Origin of the sequence: Mycobacterium sp., assembly GCF_049278535.1 — a bacterium.
GTDB lineage: Bacteria > Actinomycetota > Actinomycetes > Mycobacteriales > Mycobacteriaceae > Mycobacterium.
In genome coordinates this window covers 45,185-58,415 of sequence record NZ_JBAPMI010000385.1, presented here as the reverse complement: position 1 = coordinate 58,415, position 13,231 = coordinate 45,185, and the positions used below count along the sequence as shown (strand labels likewise).

Annotated in this window: 13 protein-coding genes and 2 pseudogenes; 5 read left to right on the top strand and 10 right to left on the bottom strand. The window is 65.5% G+C overall.

Annotated features, from left to right (window positions below; all coding sequences use genetic code 11):
• Nucleotides 1-201 precede the first annotated feature (201 nt).
• From WAO18_RS25200 to WAO18_RS25185, 4 genes are read right to left on the bottom strand one after another with little or no spacing between them, the layout of a single operon-like run.
• Entirely contained in the window at nt 202-630 is a 429-nt protein-coding gene (locus WAO18_RS25200; RefSeq protein ID WP_422208945.1) for a pyridoxamine 5'-phosphate oxidase family protein, read from the bottom strand.
• Nucleotides 631-660: 30 nt separating this feature from the next.
• A complete protein-coding gene (locus WAO18_RS25195) occupies nt 661-1,674 on the bottom strand; it encodes an NADP-dependent oxidoreductase (protein ID WP_422208944.1) in 1,014 nt (337 codons plus the stop codon).
• A complete protein-coding gene (locus WAO18_RS25190) occupies nt 1,671-2,675 on the bottom strand; it encodes an LLM class F420-dependent oxidoreductase (protein WP_422208943.1) in 1,005 nt (334 codons plus the stop codon). The genes WAO18_RS25195 and WAO18_RS25190 overlap by 4 nt, the downstream gene beginning before the upstream one ends.
• Nucleotides 2,672-3,802 carry an acyl-CoA dehydrogenase family protein gene (locus WAO18_RS25185; protein ID WP_422208942.1) on the bottom strand — a complete coding sequence of 377 codons (1,131 nt, stop codon included), beginning with the start codon at nt 3,800-3,802 and terminating at the stop codon, nt 2,672-2,674. The genes WAO18_RS25190 and WAO18_RS25185 overlap by 4 nt, the downstream gene beginning before the upstream one ends.
• 87 nt (nt 3,803-3,889) lie before the next feature.
• On the opposite strand from WAO18_RS25185, the pseudogene WAO18_RS25180 reads away from it, so the two are divergent.
• A pseudogene (locus tag WAO18_RS25180) lies at nt 3,890-4,342 on the top strand (winged helix-turn-helix transcriptional regulator); the annotation flags it as partial.
• Nucleotides 4,343-4,357: 15 nt separating this feature from the next.
• Here the strand turns inward: WAO18_RS25180 and WAO18_RS25175 are convergent.
• From WAO18_RS25175 to WAO18_RS25165, 3 genes are all read right to left on the bottom strand, one after another.
• On the bottom strand, nt 4,358-4,711 hold the full coding sequence (locus tag WAO18_RS25175; RefSeq protein ID WP_422208946.1) for a nitroreductase/quinone reductase family protein: 354 nt from the start codon (nt 4,709-4,711) through the stop codon (nt 4,358-4,360).
• A 138-nt stretch (nt 4,712-4,849) separates the two neighbouring features.
• Entirely contained in the window at nt 4,850-6,307 is a 1,458-nt protein-coding gene (locus WAO18_RS25170) for an aldehyde dehydrogenase family protein (RefSeq protein WP_422208941.1), read from the bottom strand.
• A gap of 102 nt (nt 6,308-6,409) precedes the next feature.
• Nucleotides 6,410-7,129 (bottom strand): NUDIX hydrolase, encoded by a 720-nt coding sequence (locus tag WAO18_RS25165; protein ID WP_422208940.1) that lies wholly within the window; start codon nt 7,127-7,129, stop codon nt 6,410-6,412.
• Between the two features lie 87 nt (nt 7,130-7,216).
• Here WAO18_RS25165 and WAO18_RS25160 point away from each other — a divergent pair, with 87 nt between their 5' ends.
• A complete protein-coding gene (locus WAO18_RS25160) occupies nt 7,217-7,792 on the top strand; it encodes a hemerythrin domain-containing protein (RefSeq protein ID WP_422208939.1) in 576 nt (191 codons plus the stop codon).
• A 55-nt stretch (nt 7,793-7,847) separates the two neighbouring features.
• Here WAO18_RS25160 and WAO18_RS25155 read toward each other — a convergent pair whose 3' ends face one another.
• On the bottom strand, nt 7,848-8,171 hold the full coding sequence (locus WAO18_RS25155) for a PE-PGRS family protein (protein ID WP_422208938.1): 324 nt from the start codon (nt 8,169-8,171) through the stop codon (nt 7,848-7,850).
• 72 nt (nt 8,172-8,243) lie between these two features.
• Entirely contained in the window at nt 8,244-8,597 is a 354-nt protein-coding gene (locus tag WAO18_RS25150; protein WP_422208937.1) for a glyoxalase superfamily protein, read from the bottom strand.
• Between the two features lie 73 nt (nt 8,598-8,670).
• On the opposite strand from WAO18_RS25150, the gene WAO18_RS25145 reads away from it, so the two are divergent.
• From WAO18_RS25145 to WAO18_RS25135, 3 genes and pseudogenes are all read left to right on the top strand, one after another.
• A complete protein-coding gene (locus tag WAO18_RS25145; protein ID WP_422208936.1) occupies nt 8,671-8,937 on the top strand; it encodes a YdeI/OmpD-associated family protein in 267 nt (88 codons plus the stop codon).
• A 110-nt stretch (nt 8,938-9,047) separates the two neighbouring features.
• Nucleotides 9,048-10,643, top strand: a pseudogene (locus WAO18_RS25140) (cytochrome b).
• Nucleotides 10,644-10,724: 81 nt separating this feature from the next.
• The gene (locus tag WAO18_RS25135; protein WP_422208935.1) at nt 10,725-11,942 is read left to right on the top strand and encodes a GNAT family N-acetyltransferase; all 1,218 of its coding nucleotides are present in this window, start codon (nt 10,725-10,727) and stop codon (nt 11,940-11,942) included.
• 9 nt (nt 11,943-11,951) lie between these two features.
• Here the strand turns inward: WAO18_RS25135 and WAO18_RS25130 are convergent, their stop codons facing one another.
• Nucleotides 11,952-13,187: an APC family permease gene (locus WAO18_RS25130; protein ID WP_422208934.1), complete on the bottom strand. Its 1,236-nt coding sequence runs from the start codon at nt 13,185-13,187 to the stop codon at nt 11,952-11,954.
• Nucleotides 13,188-13,231 lie beyond the last annotated feature (44 nt).

The following is a 13,231-nucleotide window of genomic DNA, read 5'->3' as shown; positions in this document are numbered from 1 at the left end:
CCCTTTGCCCGATCCGGCCTGGTGTGATCCCCTCGCCAGTCGCAGCGGGTTGGTGATCCGGTCGAGGTCCATTTCAGTTGCTTCCTAAAGGTTTTCGAGTGTAGCGACCTAGTTTAGAGAGGGCCATCTTATGACAAATGGCGTCGTCGACTGCTGCGACACGACGGACCATCGCGCCCCTGAAAATGGAAAATCCGAAAACTACAGCTCGCCGGAGAAGTCCGCGGTGATCCAGCGGTCCGGACGAATGGTGAACAGCACGCCAGGTTGATCCGCCATTCCCCGGACGAATGCGCGGCCGCCTTCTTCGCCGAGGTAGTGAATTGCGATGGCCTCGCGCACATCCAGTGGCGCCGGTGTGGTGGTGTCGATCACGGTGCCCTCCACGACGACATATTGGTACGGGGGCTCCTCACGCTGGACAACCAGGGTCACCACGCCTGCCCGCTCGATCAGCTTGGTCTTACGGGCCGTCACGCCCGTGTTGACCAGAATGTTCCCCCCGGGCGTGTAGGCGTACCAGATCGGGACGCTTGCCGGCGGACGGCCGTCGGTTGCCGCCACGGACAACACGGCTACGTGCTTTTCGGCGAGGAACTCTTGACGCTGGGGCTCGGTGAAAGCTGTCATAAGTCAGTGCAACGAGCCCGCGTGGCGGGGCTATTCCCCGTCGCGGTCCAACGCCAGGATCAGCTTGCCGGTGTTTTCTCCGCGGAACAGCTTGAGCAATGTTTCGGGAAAGTCGCCGACGTCGCCATGCTCGACTTGCTCGTGTGATCGCAGCTCGCCACTCTTGAGCCACTTCGCCAGTTGCGCAACACCTTCCGGGTAGCGGTTGGCGTAGTCGAAGATGACAAATCCCGTCATCGATGCCCGTGCGACCAGTAACTGCATGTAGTTGGCCGGCCCCCGTGGAGTGTCGTTGTACTGGGACACCGCGCCGCAGAGCACAATCCGGGCGCCGTGAGCGAGCCGGTTCAGCGCGGCCTCCAGCGTTGCCCCGCCGACATTGTCGAAGTAGACGTCGACACCGTCCGGCGCGTGGGTCTTGAGCTCTTTACGCAGGTCGGCAGTCTTGTAGTCGATCGCGGCGTCGAAGCCGACCTCCTCGACCAGCCAGCGGCATTTGTCTTCGCCACCGGCGATACCGACAGCGCGGCATCCGTTGATCCGGGCAATCTGCCCGACCAGGCTGCCCACGGATCCGGCCGCGCCGGATACCAGAACGCTTTGGCCGGGCTCGGGCCGGCCGACGTCGAGCAGGCCGAAGTACGCGGTCAGCCCGCTGATGCCGAGGGCGCCCAGATATGTCGTTGCCGGCGCCAGGGTGGTGTCGAGTTTGTTGACCTCGGCGCCGTCGGACAGCGCATAGCGTTGCACGCCGAATATTCCGGACACGTCGTCCCCGACAGCGAATCCAGGATGCCGCGACTCGACGACGTGGCCGACTCCGAGTGCCCGCATCACCTCGCCGATCTCGACGGGCGGTACATAGCTGCGGCCGGCGTTCATCCACGTGCGCATTGCCGGGTCGATGGACAGGTAGTCGACCTGGACGACGAATTCTCCCTCGGCTGCAACGGGTTTGGGCTCTTCGACGATCGACCAATCGGTCGCCTTGGGCAGGTCGGCCGGGCGCGCGGCCAGTCGGCACTGAGTGTTGACGGGGTTCACGAGGCAGCCTCCTTGGCTGGTGAGTTGTTACGAGCGAAGTCAGCGGCACAGGCCAATGCGATCCGGCCGCCAGGGTCCTCGGCGGTCACGGGTATCACCGCGACGGTGTCAGCACCGGCGTCCAGATACGCCTGTATCCGGTCGGCGACCTGGTCGGGAGTTCCCAGGGCGGCCAGTTGCCCAGCCAATTCCAGCGGAATCGCCGCGGCCGTGTCCGATCGCCGCGCACCCGAGCGGGCCCGCTCGACGAGGTCGGCGAATCCGAGTTCGCAGAACATCTCGCCGTAGCCGGGCGGTGCCAGGTAGACCGCGAGCTGACCGGCCAACTGTCGCAGCGCCGCTTCACCGGGCCGTACCGCGACCGGTAGCCACAGCGTCACGTGCGGTGGTGTGCGACCTGCCGCAACGGCGTCACGCTCGATCTGCTGGCGAACCTGCGAGACCCGTTGCGGTGACGCCAGATTGAGGACTACCTCGTCGGCGATCTCAGCCGCCAGCCGCATCATCCTCGGGCCGAACGCACCGACCCCGATCCAGCTGTGCGGCAACGGGTTACGCAACCGAAATCCTTGACTGCGGACATGCCGACCGTCGTACTCGCCGCGGTCACCACGCAGGATCGGCCGCAAGCAGTCGATCGTCTCCCGCATGCGTGCCGCAGCGTGCGACCAATCCCGGTCGTGCCACCCCGTCACGATGAAGGGGCTGGAGGCGCCCAACGCGACGTCGACCCCGCAGCCGGTCAGCGCCGCAACCGAACTCGCCCCCAAGGCGATCGACACCGGGGTGCGCACGCTGACCGGCAGCGGACCGATCCGCAGTCCCAAACCCGGTGCGCGCGTGCCGATGGCGGTGGCCAACGCGAACGCATCGAACGTCGCCATCTCACCGATCCACAGCCCGGGCAGACCTGAGGCGTGCACGGCCTCCGCGACCTCGAGCGCCTCCAGATCGGGGCGATCCAGCCAGAACGGCAAGACCGCTTCGATCGGCGACCTCACAGCATCGCCGCCTCGGTGGTCTGGCCCAGCAGGATGCGGCCCGGCAGCTCGCGCGATGCCTCGTTCACCTGGAAGTGCGCAGTGGCGGTGAATGCGTCCCGCAGGCGTCGTTGCAGTGGCGCGCCATCGTAAATCGCACTGCCGCCGGCGAGGTCGTACATGGAGCGGACCACATCGGCCGAGACGCGCGCCCCGTGCGTGGCCGCAAGCCGTAGCCGGGTGCGTAACTCCAGCGGAACCACAGGCCCGTCCACACTGGCCTGCCACGCCGCGTCGATGGCCTGGTAGTAACCGGCTCGGGCGGCTTCGAGTGCCGATTCGGCCGTGGCGACCGCCGCCTGGATGGTGGATCGCTCGGCGAGCGTGCGACTGGCCGCCACACCCTTTTTGGTGGACGCGAGTTCGACGAAGTTGTCGATCGCCGACCGTGCGTTGCCCATCGCGGCCGCGGTGATGCAGGCCGCGAAGAACCCGAACGGCGGGAACCGATACAAGGGACGGTCGATCACCGGCCCGTCGAATATCGAAACCACCCGCGCGTCCGGGACGAAGACGTCTTCGGCGACGGTGTCGTGGCTGCCGGTGCCGCGCAGTCCGAGGGTGTGCCAGGTGTCCAGGATCTGCAGCTGCTCGGTCGGCAGTGCAACCACCGCCGGCTTGTCGTCCAGCACGCAGCCGGCGAAAAGCACGTCGGCGTGGGTAATGCCGCTGCAAAACGCCCAGCGGCCCGAGACCACCACACCGCCGGGAACGCGTCTGGCCTTACCCTGCGGCGCCCACACGCCCGCGGCCAAGCCGCGGCCGTTGCCGAACAGCTCGTCACGGCTCACCGGCGGCAGGTAGGCGACCAGCAGGGTGCTGGTGATCCCGATCGACACGCACCAACCGGCCGACGCGTCGCCACGTGCCACCTCCTCGGCGCACCGCAAAGCGGTGCCCGCGGGCAGCTCCAGAGCATCGACTTCGATCGGCGCACCGGCGCGTAGCAGGCCTGAATCTCGCAGCACCTCAACCAGTTCGGTTGGCAATCTGCGTCCAGCGTCGATCTGATCGGCCATGCCGCGGGCAAGATCGGCGATCTCGCGGGCGCGGGTCAGAACGGGCGCGGTTATGACGTCGGTGTCCATACGTCCTCGCTTTGCACAAACGGTGTGGGTGGTTCAGTCACGTTACCACTACCGGTTTAGTTTTTGAACCGGTACATTGGATGAACCATGGATTACCCTGACCTGTCCCACCGCTTTGAGGGCGAATCCGTCGCGCGGGCGCTGGAGATCGTGGGCGAGCGCTGGACTCTGCTGATCCTGCGCGAGGCGTTCTTCGGGGTGCGCCGCTTCGGCCAACTGGCCCGCAACCTCCAGATTCCACGGCCGACGTTGTCGGTGCGGCTGCGGACCCTGGTCGACAAGGGTCTGCTGGAAAAGGCGCTCTACGCACGCGATCCCGACCGTCACGAGTACCGGCTGACCGACCCCGGCCGTGATCTGTTCGCGGCGATCGTGGTCCTGATGCAGTGGGGCGATAACCACCTCCCGAACCCGCAAGGCCCGCCGATCGTGCTGCATCACCAACCGTGCGATCAGACCGCCGAGCCGATGCTGGTTTGTGCGCACTGCCGGCAGGAGATCACCGCACACAACGTCACGCCACAGCCTGGGCCCGGCTTCGCCGACATCGGAGTCTCAGGCGACGCGAAAAACGGGGTACTGGTCCACGATTCGCGCGAAGTCGTCCAGCGGCGCACGCCGATCGATCGTGAAAAACGGACGCGCACCCGGCGCTAGCTCGAGATACCGACGCAAGATCGCGGCGCGCTTGTCGGACTCGTCTTCCACCAACGTCACCTCTTCGCGCCGACCGCGCACCAAAACCCCACGGTTATCTGCGCGCAGGTTGCGCACCCAGTTCGCCTTCGGGCCGAGCATGGAGACCAGGTAGCGCTCGCCCTGGTAGTCGGCGACGACCACCGGGAAGGAAACGATCCGTCCCGATTTGTGGCCCCGGACTTCGAGCGTGGCAGCTCCGCTAGGCCCCATACCCTTGGCAAAAGACAAGGCGCCCAACCGGTTTGCGATACGGGCAGACCATCCCGGCCGGCCTTTGCGATATTGCCATCGTTGAAAAGCGCTTACCAGGCGGCCCAGCATGCATTCACATTACTGCGCCGGGCACTCCTACATCTGCGCCCAAACGATTTTCGTCTGTAAGTAGGTCTCGATGCCGGCCTTGCCTGACTCGTAGCCCCAGCCGGACTGCTTGTAGCCACCGAAGGGCATCGAGTGGTCGAACTGCATCTGGCAGTTCAGCCCGACGGTGCCGGCCTTGAGCTTCTTGGCCATCCGGTGTGCGCGGCCGAGATCGTTGGTCCAGGTAGTGGCCGCCAGCCCGTAGGTGCTGTTGTTGGCCAGCGCGACCGCTTCGTCCTCGTCGTCGAACGGCAGGATCGTGACGACCGGGCCGAAGATCTCCTCCTGGAACAGCCGGCTCGAATCCGGGTCGATGTTGGTCACCACGGTGGGATGCACGAAATAGCCCTTGCGGTCGAGCCGGTGCCCACCGCTGACGATTTCGGCGCCGTCCGACCTTCCTTGATCGAGGTAGCCCAGCACGCGGGCGAGCTGCTTCTGGCTGATCAACGGGCCGACCATGGCGCCCTCGTCCTGCGGCCCACCCAACAGCAGGTTGTTGCCCATGTTGGCGATGCCCTCCACGACCCGCTCGTACACGCCGCGCTGGACGAAGATGCGCGACCCGCATACACATGCCTGGCCGGAATGGATGAAGCTGCCGAACGACGCCATCGGGATCGCCAAGTCGAGGTTGGCGTCGTCAAACATCACCACCGGGGACTTGCCGCCGAGTTCGAGGGTGATCTTGTTGAGGTTGCTCTCGGCCGAGGCGCGCACGATGGCCCGGCCGACCTCGGTCGAACCGGTGAACGCGACTTTCTCGACGTCGGGGTGCGCGGTGATGGCAGCCCCGGCGGTGTGGCCGTACCCGTTCACCAAGTTGACGACACCGTCGGGTACGCCGGCCTCGGCGAGGATCCGGTCCAGGACGAGGGCTGAAAGTGGGGTTTCCTCAGCGGGTTTGACCACGCTGCTGCAGCCGGCTGCCAACGAAGGGGCGAGCTTGGCGCAGTAGTTGAACACCGGGCCGTTCCACGGAAAGATCAGCCCGACCACCCCGTACGGCTCGCGCAGCGTGTAGGTGTGCATGTGCGAGTCGACCCCGGTCAAGCCGCCGGTGTTCACGTCGCGGGCGATGCCGTCGATCTTGGTGCACCAGCCGGCGTAGTAGCGAAACCACTCCGACCCGACCTTGGTGATGATCTGCGCTTGAGCCGGTGGGATACCGGCGTTGAGCGATTCGAGTTCGGCGAGGATCTCGGCGTTCTCGTCGATCAGGTCGGCGATCTTCCACAGCACTTTGGCCCGGTCGTAGTCGGCCATCCCGGACCACACGCCGGACTCGGAGGTTTCCTTGGCGCGGGCGACCGCATCGTTGATGGCCTCGGGTCCGCAGTCGGTGAATTCGGTGATCTGCTCTTCGGTCGCGGGGTCGATGACCGGAATCACCTCGCCGGTGCCGGGTCGCTTGCGGATGTCGTCCAGCACGTCCTGCACTGTCATGGCGGGTCCCTTCGCTTCGCTGCGACTCTATCTCTGTAGAGAGAGCGATCACGAGTGTAGCCCAAAGCCGGAGTTACCCATGACCTAGGTCACAAAGCAGGCTTACTTCCAGGCGAAGACCGGTTGTTCCAGCTCGTTGACCGCATCGTGGCGCCCTTCCAGGCCCAGCCAGCGAAGCTGCAACAGCACCGCGCCCGTCGGTGCATGGATCAGGTCGTTGCCCAACGGGATTTGGACAACCGGTCGTGGGCTTTCCGGAATGGTGATGAACCGTGGCGAGTCCGCGCGTTGCAGTTGATGCAGCCCCACTCGGTAGACCGCCACAACCTCGTCGGGCGCCAGTTGCGGGTCGAGCCGTCCGCCGCCCCAGATCACCACCGGGGTGACGACATATCCCGACCGAGTCGGATAGTCGTCAAGCAGGCCCAACACGGCCGGGACGGCCAGTTTGATGCCGACCTCCTCGTCCAGTTCGCGAAGAGCCGCATCGACCGCGCCCTCCCCCGGATCGAGGCGCCCGCCCGGAAGCGCCCACTGCGCCGGATGGGAGCTAAGACGAGAAGTCCTGCGGCACAGTAGGAACGCCGCACCACCGGAGACGTCGACCATGCGGCCGTCGAGGCCGGCCTCCGGCATCGGGCGTTCCCCTATCCAGTCGTCGACCGGCGCCGGGTCGATCCTGTCCTCGCCTACCTCGGAGTCGACCAGCAGCACCGCGACAGCCGCATGCCGCTTCGTCGGGTCGGCCACGACGCGACGGTCATGACCCGCCAGATGGTCCCGGATCCGCTCGCGGAGAGCCTCGTCGTAACGGATGGTCATCACCCGAGCGTAGGCCGACGGACCGCCCATCGAGCACGACCGGCTGAAGTCCAATGCGTTGACGGCAGTGCTGATTAACTAGTCGGGATGGCTGACATCACCATGCTGATCCTCGCCGATCATGACTGGTTCCGTGAACAGTTCGCCAAGCTGGACGAGCTGCAAGCGCAGACGCCGGTCGACCAGCGTGCGCTGCAACGGGTGTGGCGTCCGCTTGCCGACAAGCTGGACGTCCATGCGTACATCGAAGAGAAGATTTTCTACCCGCAATTGCTCAAGCGCGGCACCGATGATCCCGAGGGCGAAACACTCGACGCGATCGGTGACCACAATGACATTCGCGACGGGGTCCGTGACACGAACGCCGCCGCGACAGCCACCGACGAATGGTGGGCGGCGGTCGGTCGAACTCGTTTGGCCAACGACGACCACATGGGCGAAGAGGAACGCGAGGGGCTGGCCGACTTTCGCCGCCACGCGCCGATCGGACTACGCGAAGCGCTCGGGCGTCAGTACCGCGAGTTCATGGCTCAGCATCCGACCACCCGGGGGCTGTCGATCGTCGACCGCGACCCACAAAGCTACGTCGAGGAACAGGAACGCAATGCGGGACCGCCCCGCCCCGACTTCTCGCTCGGTATCGGCAGCCTGAAGGGTGAGTGACGACTCACGCGGCCTGGTCTCCCAGGCCGCACGAGTCAACTCCTAATTGCGCGGTTTAGCCGTGGCCGGAGCCGCAGCCGACGCCCGGAAGACATCCGGTGCCGCCGGGCACGCCACCCGGACCTGCGAACTGCCCGCCGGAGCCACAGCCGACGCCGGGGACACAGCCCTGGCCACCGGGCCCGCCACCGGGCCCGCCGAACTGTCCGCCGGACCCGCAATTGCCGTTGGCGTCGCAGCCGCCGCCACCCGGGTCTTGCTTGAAGACGCTGTGGGTCGGTCCAGCGCTAGCCGGTGCACCAACAGCGGCTTCCGCCGCAGCCACCGGCATCACGGCGATCGCTGCAGCAGCAGCACCACCGATGACCAGCGGTTTCATGAAATTGAGTTTCTCAAACATGGACATGTTGGGGCTTATACCCCCTTCCACACATGCCCAAAACATCAAATTTCAGTCGTGATGGTTCACCACATTGATGACGTTGCCGTCCGGCGCCCGGACGAAAAAGCGTCGCAGGCCCCACGCTTCGGAGGTCAGCGGATGGACGATGTCGTAGCCGAGTTCTTGTGCCTCCGCATAGGCCGCGTCGATGTCATCGGTGCACACCGAAATGACCGAGTCTTCGGCGGCGGTTTTGTCTCCGGTCACCAACTGCAGCCGAGCGCCGGCGTCGGCTGAGGAGTACCGGGCCACCCAACCCATGTTGAATTCTTCGTTTGTCAGTCCGAGGTAGTCGGTATAGAAGCCCTTGGCAGCCTCGATGTCCGCGACTCGAAGGTTGGCAAATATCTTCGTGGCTTGCATGCGTCTCTCCTCGCGGTGTGAAGCCGGCGGCGACCTCCACGGTAGCGGCCGGCCCCCGCATTACGCTGGCGCCATGAGCGGCAACCGGGTGCCCGGCGGGGTGGTGCACAAGCTTCCTTCCGATCTGCGCGAAGCGCTGCTCGGCAACTCCACCGCACTCGCGGCCTGGAAAGACATCACGCCGCTGGCGCGCAACGAATTCATCTGCTGGGTCGATGACGCTAAACAAGAAGCGACCCGGAAGCGTCGTATTCGCCGGACCCAGGAAGAACTCGAGGAAGGCATGCGCCGACCTTGCTGCTGGCCGGGCTGTAAGCACCGCGAGCGCACCGGAAAATAAGGCCCGAACCGAGCCTTTACTGTCGAGCCATTCAGTACTACGCTCTGTGGTACTACGTTGCATAGTAGACGCTCGGCTGGCCGCAGAGCAGCGGCTTCAGCCGCGAGGGGATGGCTACCATGAACCTCCGACCGGCCGATACCGCGGTGCGCCAGGCCCAAGATATCGATGCCCGATATCACCCCTCGGCCGCGCTACGGCGCCAACTGAACAAGGTGTTCCCGACTCATTGGTCGTTCCTGCTCGGTGAGATCGCGCTCTACAGCTTCGTCGTGCTGCTGATCACCGGCATTTATCTGACGCTGTTCTTCGACCCGTCCATGATCGAAGTCCCGTATCACGGGGTCTACCAACCGCTTCGCGGTGTGCAGATGTCGCGCGCTTACGAGTCAGCCCTCAACATCTCCTTCGAGGTGCGCGGCGGCCTGTTCGTCCGCCAAATCCACCACTGGGCCGCGCTGATGTTCGCCGCGTCGATCATGGTCCATCTGGCCCGAGTCTTCTTCACCGGCGCGTTCCGCCGGCCGCGCGAAGCCAACTGGGTGATCGGCTCGCTGCTGCTGATCATGGCCATGTTCGAGGGCTACTTCGGCTACTCGCTGCCCGATGACCTGTTGTCCGGCACTGGTCTGCGCTGCGCACTCTCATCAATCATGCTGGGATTCCCGGTGATTGGCACCTGGCTGCACTGGGCCTTTTTCGGCGGCGACTTTCCCGGCACCACGCTGATCCCACGCCTCTACACACTGCACGTCCTGGTGCTGCCGGCGATCATTCTCGCGCTGATCGGCGCACACCTGGCGATGGTGTGGTTCCAAAAGCACACCCAGTTCCCCGGCCCCGGCCGCACCGAGAACAACGTCGTCGGCGTCCGCGTCATGCCGATCTTCGCGGTCAAGTCCGGCGCCTTCTTCGCACTGATCACCGGCGTCCTTGGCCTGATGGGCGGGCTGCTGCAGATCAACCCAATCTGGAACCTGGGCCCCTACATGCCATCTCACGTGTCGGCGGGATCGCAGCCCGACTTCTACATGATGTGGACCGAGGGGCTGCAGCGATTGTGACCGGCATGGGAGATCTACATTGGCCACCACACGGTGCCCGCAGCCGTGGGCGCCGCGCTGATCATGGGCATCGTGTTCGTGTTGCTGATCGTTTATCCGTTCCTGGAGAAGCGGTTCAGCGGCGACTACACCCACCAAACCCACCACAACTTGTTGCAGCGGCCACGCGACGTGCCGGTGCGCACCGGTATCGGGGCGATGGCGATTGCCTTCTACTCGGTGCTGACGTTGGGGGCGATGAACGACATCATCGCGCTGAAGTTCCACATCTCGCTCAACGCGACGACTTGGATCGGGCGCATCGGCATGGTTGCACTGCCACCGATCGTCTACTTCATCACCTACCGTTGGTGTGTGGGACTGCAGCGCAGCGACCGCGCTGTCCTCGAGCACGGCATCGAAACCGGCATCATTAAACGGTTGCCGCATGGCGCTTACGTCGAAATACACCAGCCGCTCGGGCCTTTACCGCTGGAGTATCAAGGCGCCCCAGTGCCTTCCAAGATGAACAAGCTCGGCTCCGGTGGCTCCCCGGGCTCGGGTAGCTTCCTGTACGCCGACCCGGACGCCGAGGACACAGCGCTGTCCCAAGCCCGTCACGACGCCGAGCGTCGCGCGCTTACCGCGCTGCGTAGTCGCTGAGCGGGTCAACGCTTAGGCGGGTCGCGCCTGTTCCAATGAGGCGCCTTCGCCGCCGCACCTGCCGCGGGACATGATGTCGGGATGGCCACCGACATCCGCGTGCTCGAGAGCGAAGGCGACCTCGTCGTCGCGGCGAATGTGTTCCGTACCGCGATGATCGGCTTCCCGCCCTTGGCTGGCCTCGCGCCGGGGCAAATCACCACGCTGCTGGAACCGGGCCGAACCGCCGGCGCATTCGTCGACGGCCAACTCGTAGGCACCGCCGATGCGGTGACGAGCCGGCTCACCCTTCCCGGTGGAACCATCGTCGGCCACGCCGCGGTCACCCATGTCGGGGTTCTGCCGTCGTTCACCCGGAAGGGCATCGCCACCGATCTCATGCGCCATCAGCTGCGCGACGTCGCCGCGCGTGGCGAGACGGTCGCGACGCTGCGGGCTTCGGAAGCGACGATCTACGAGCGGTACGGCTACGGCGTGGCGAGTTCGTCGCAGACCGTCGAAGTGCAGACGGCGCGGGCCGAGTTTCGACCGGGCGTCGGAACCGGCGGGCCGGTCCGCCTGCTGGATGTCGAGCAGGTATGGGATGTGTTGCCCCGGATCTATGCCGAGAATCGGCCGTCACGCCCGGGAACCATCGACCGCCCCGATGTGTGGTGGCGTAGCGTCCGGCTTCGCACCGAATCCTCCTCGCAGCCTTGGTATGTCGCTGTACACGGCGAGTCGGGCTCCGAGACCGGGTTCGCGCGTTACCGCCCGATCGATACCGAGAAGTGGTTCATCAGCGATCAGCGCACCATCGTCGTAGAAGATTTCTTTGCACCCGACACCGGTGCCTATCTCGGGCTGTTGCGTTTTCTGCTCGGATTGGACCTGGTTGATCGCGTGGTGTTTTGGATGCTGCCCGTCGACGATCCGCTGCCATGGCTGCTGCTCGATCGCCGCGCCGTACGGGCGACCGCAACCCACGACGAAACCTGGCTCCGCATTGTCGACGTCGAGAAAGCGCTGACTGCACGGCAATACGACGGGGACGGCGCCGTCACCGTCGCTGTCGACGACCCCTTGCTGCCCGACAATTCGATCACCGCCACCATCACCGGACACGGCGCCGAACGAACCGATCGGCACCCTGAGCTTCGCGTTGACGTGGCGGGCCTTTCCGCTGTTTTGCTTGGCGGGGCGACGTGGCACAGTCTGACCGTCGCCGGAGTCGCCCGGGCCGAAGGCCCCGCTGCGCTCGCTACGGCGGAGCGCCTGTTCGCGGTGCGCGAAGCGCCGCACGCGGGATTCTTTTTCTAGCAGGCTCTTTCAGGCGTGCCATCTGCGACGCAACGCGTATAAGGCGGCCCCGGCGAGCAGCACCGCGGTGCCCAGGATTACCGAATTGAGCGGCAGCGCACAGGCGACCACCACGCAGCCGATGCACCCCACCGTCGGGATCATCTTGCCGCCGAGCGTCCACGCCGCTGCGTTGGCGATCGCGTAGTACACCAGCACCGCGAACGACGAGAACCCAATGGCACTGCGGACATCGGTGGTTCCGGCCAAGACGGCCACCACGACACCGACCGCCATCTCGGCGCGATACGGCGTCTTGAACCTGGGCTGTACAGCCGAAAGCCGCTGCGGCAGATAATGGTCGCGCGCCATCGCGAATGTCGTGCGAGAGACGCCGAGGATCAACGACAGCAGCGACCCGAGCGCTGCCAAAACCGCGACGCCTCGCACAATTGGCTCACATCCCGCTGCGCCGGCTGCGCGCACCGCATCAGCGATCGGTGCGGAAGACTGCGCCAGCTGTGCGCTGCCCAGCACAGCCAGCAGCGCGACCGCGACGACCGCATAGACGACCAGTGCGATACCTAACGCGAACGGGATAGCGCGGGGGATGGTGCGCGCCGGGTCGCGAACTTCTTCACCCAGGGTCGCAATTCGCGCGTAGCCCGCAAAGGCAAAGAACAGCAGCCCCGTCGACTGCAGCACCCCGTGGACGCCGGCGCCCCCTCCGATGTCAATACGGCCCAGGTCGCTGTGCGGGGCCGTGAGCGCAACCACTGCGACTACCGCCAGCGCCACCAGCACCACGGCGACGATCATCCGCGTCACCAACAGTGACTTTCGGATCCCGGTGTAGTTGATCGCGGTCAGGCCGATCACCGCCACAACGGCGACCGCATGGGATTGCGCGGGCCAGGCGTAAGAGCCGACGATCAGTGCAATCGCCGCACACGAGGCCGTCTTGCCGACGACGAAGCCCCAGCCGGCCAGATACCCCCAGAACCTGCCAAGTCGCTCGCGCCCGTACACGTAAGCGCCGCCGGACTCGGGATAGCGGGCGGCACAGCGCGCCGTCGATGTCGCGTTGACGTATGCGACAACCGCGGCGCAGGCCAGGCCGATCAACAAGCTGTTGCCCGCCGCCGCTGCAGCCGGCGCCAGTGCAGCGAAGACACCGGCACCGACCATCGAACCCAGGCCCAGTACGACGGCATCGGTGGTCCCGAGTCGGCGTTCCAGCTGAGGGCGCGCTTCGCCATCGGTCATCTGATGATGTACCGGCGGGCGCCTGCCCCAGGGTCACATACCTC

What these genes read in the sequence shown, in the direction of transcription:
- WAO18_RS25200 (WP_422208945.1), bottom strand. Translation starts at nt 630, where the DNA reads ATGACAGCTTTCACCGAGCCCCAGCGTCAAGAGTTCCTCGCCGAAAAG.
- WAO18_RS25185 (WP_422208942.1), bottom strand. Translation starts at nt 3,802, where the DNA reads ATGGACACCGACGTCATAACCGCGCCCGTTCTGACCCGCGCCCGCGAG.
- WAO18_RS25175 (WP_422208946.1), bottom strand. Translation starts at nt 4,711, where the DNA reads ATGGGGCCTAGCGGAGCTGCCACGCTCGAAGTCCGGGGCCACAAATCG.
- WAO18_RS25170 (WP_422208941.1), bottom strand. Translation starts at nt 6,307, where the DNA reads ATGACAGTGCAGGACGTGCTGGACGACATCCGCAAGCGACCCGGCACC.
- WAO18_RS25165 (WP_422208940.1), bottom strand. Translation starts at nt 7,129, where the DNA reads ATGACCATCCGTTACGACGAGGCTCTCCGCGAGCGGATCCGGGACCAT.
- WAO18_RS25160 (WP_422208939.1), top strand. Translation starts at nt 7,217, where the DNA reads ATGGCTGACATCACCATGCTGATCCTCGCCGATCATGACTGGTTCCGT.
- WAO18_RS25155 (WP_422208938.1), bottom strand. Translation starts at nt 8,171, where the DNA reads ATGAAACCGCTGGTCATCGGTGGTGCTGCTGCTGCAGCGATCGCCGTG.
- WAO18_RS25150 (WP_422208937.1), bottom strand. Translation starts at nt 8,597, where the DNA reads ATGCAAGCCACGAAGATATTTGCCAACCTTCGAGTCGCGGACATCGAG.
- WAO18_RS25145 (WP_422208936.1), top strand. Translation starts at nt 8,671, where the DNA reads ATGAGCGGCAACCGGGTGCCCGGCGGGGTGGTGCACAAGCTTCCTTCC.
- WAO18_RS25135 (WP_422208935.1), top strand. Translation starts at nt 10,725, where the DNA reads ATGGCCACCGACATCCGCGTGCTCGAGAGCGAAGGCGACCTCGTCGTC.
- WAO18_RS25130 (WP_422208934.1), bottom strand. Translation starts at nt 13,187, where the DNA reads ATGACCGATGGCGAAGCGCGCCCTCAGCTGGAACGCCGACTCGGGACC.